Annotated in this window: 2 protein-coding genes; both read right to left on the bottom strand. The window is 41.2% G+C overall.

Annotated features, from left to right (window positions below):
• Positions 1-69: 69 nt before the first annotated feature.
• Positions 70-900, bottom strand: coding sequence for an IS3 family transposase (locus tag HDE68_RS26325; RefSeq protein WP_221300988.1), 831 nt, complete (start codon positions 898-900; stop codon positions 70-72).
• A 20-nt stretch (positions 901-920) separates the two neighbouring features.
• Entirely contained in the window at positions 921-1,187 is a 267-nt protein-coding gene (locus HDE68_RS26445) for a transposase (RefSeq protein WP_221300987.1), read from the bottom strand.
• Positions 1,188-1,251 lie beyond the last annotated feature (64 nt).

Here is a 1,251-nt window from a genome sequence, read left to right as displayed (position 1 = left end):
TGTAACCCTCCCTTTTTTCGAACCGGTTTAGGAGGCGAGAATTCAAATTTATATATTATTTTTCATCTCTCAGCATGGAGTCAGCTCCGTAGGGGCTGACTCCATGCTGAGGCTCCATTGTGCTCTATATTGCAAAGGCGTTTTACCATCCAAGGCTTCATGTGGTCTCTTAGAATTATAATCTTTTAGCCATTCTTCTGCTAGTATTTGTACCTGCATTATATCCTCAAATAAATATGCATCGAGAATGCTTTCTCTGAAGCTTCTGTTAAAACGTTCTATGTACCCATTTTGCATTGGCCTACCTGGTTGAGTATATCGGATTTCAATATCATTCCCTTTACACCATGTAGTAAATTCCTTACTTATAAATTCGGGACCGTTGTCAGTCCGGATGCTTTTTGGCTTTCCTTGCTCTCGAATTATCCGGTCTAATAGTCCTGTTACCCGCATTGCAGGCATTGAATAGGCAACTTCAATAGCAATGGCTTCCCGGTTATAATCATCTATCATATTCAACGTCCTGAATTTTCTACCATTAGTCAGTACATCACTCATAAAGTCGATGGACCACATCTCCAATGGAGCTGAGGGTCGCTGCAGTGGATTTTTCACACGCTCCGGTAAACGTTTACGTCCTTTCCTTCTACGATTCAGTCCCAGAAGTAAATAGACGCGTCTTACTCGCTTATAATTCCATTGATATCCCTGCGTCCGAATTCTTCCATAATATAAATCTTGGCCTTCGGTTGGATAAATCCCAGCTAATTCCTGAAGTTTTGTAATCGTTTCCGAATCATCCTTCCTAGATTTATAATAATACATGGATTTAGGTAGCGAAGCTACACGACAAGCCCTGCTAATGCTAATCTGATGATGTTCCACCACATAGGCAACCATGTTCTTACGCTGGCAGGGCTTTAAAACTTTTTTGAAAGAACGTCTTTCAGAATCTTATTATCCAGGGCCAGTTCAGCATACATATGCTTAAGCCTGCGGTTTTCTTCCTCTAACTCCTTCAAACGGCGGAGTTCCTGATTATCCATTCCAGAATACTTTTTCTTCCAGTTATAGAATGTGGCTTGGTGTATATCCAAATCACGGCAGATATCTGCCACCTTCTTACCGGACTCCTGTTCCTTGATTGCTGCCACGATCTGGCTTTCACTGATTACTGACTTTTTCATCTTCCTGTTTTAAAGTTACGAATTTTCGCCTTTTATACAGTCCGATTTTCTGGGAGGGTTACAA

This window comes from Pedobacter cryoconitis (assembly GCF_014200605.1).
In the GTDB taxonomy this organism is placed as follows: Bacteria; Bacteroidota; Bacteroidia; order Sphingobacteriales; family Sphingobacteriaceae; genus Pedobacter; species Pedobacter cryoconitis_B.
Note: the sequence above shows the minus strand (reverse complement) of the source record. Positions and strands in the feature narration are given on the sequence as shown.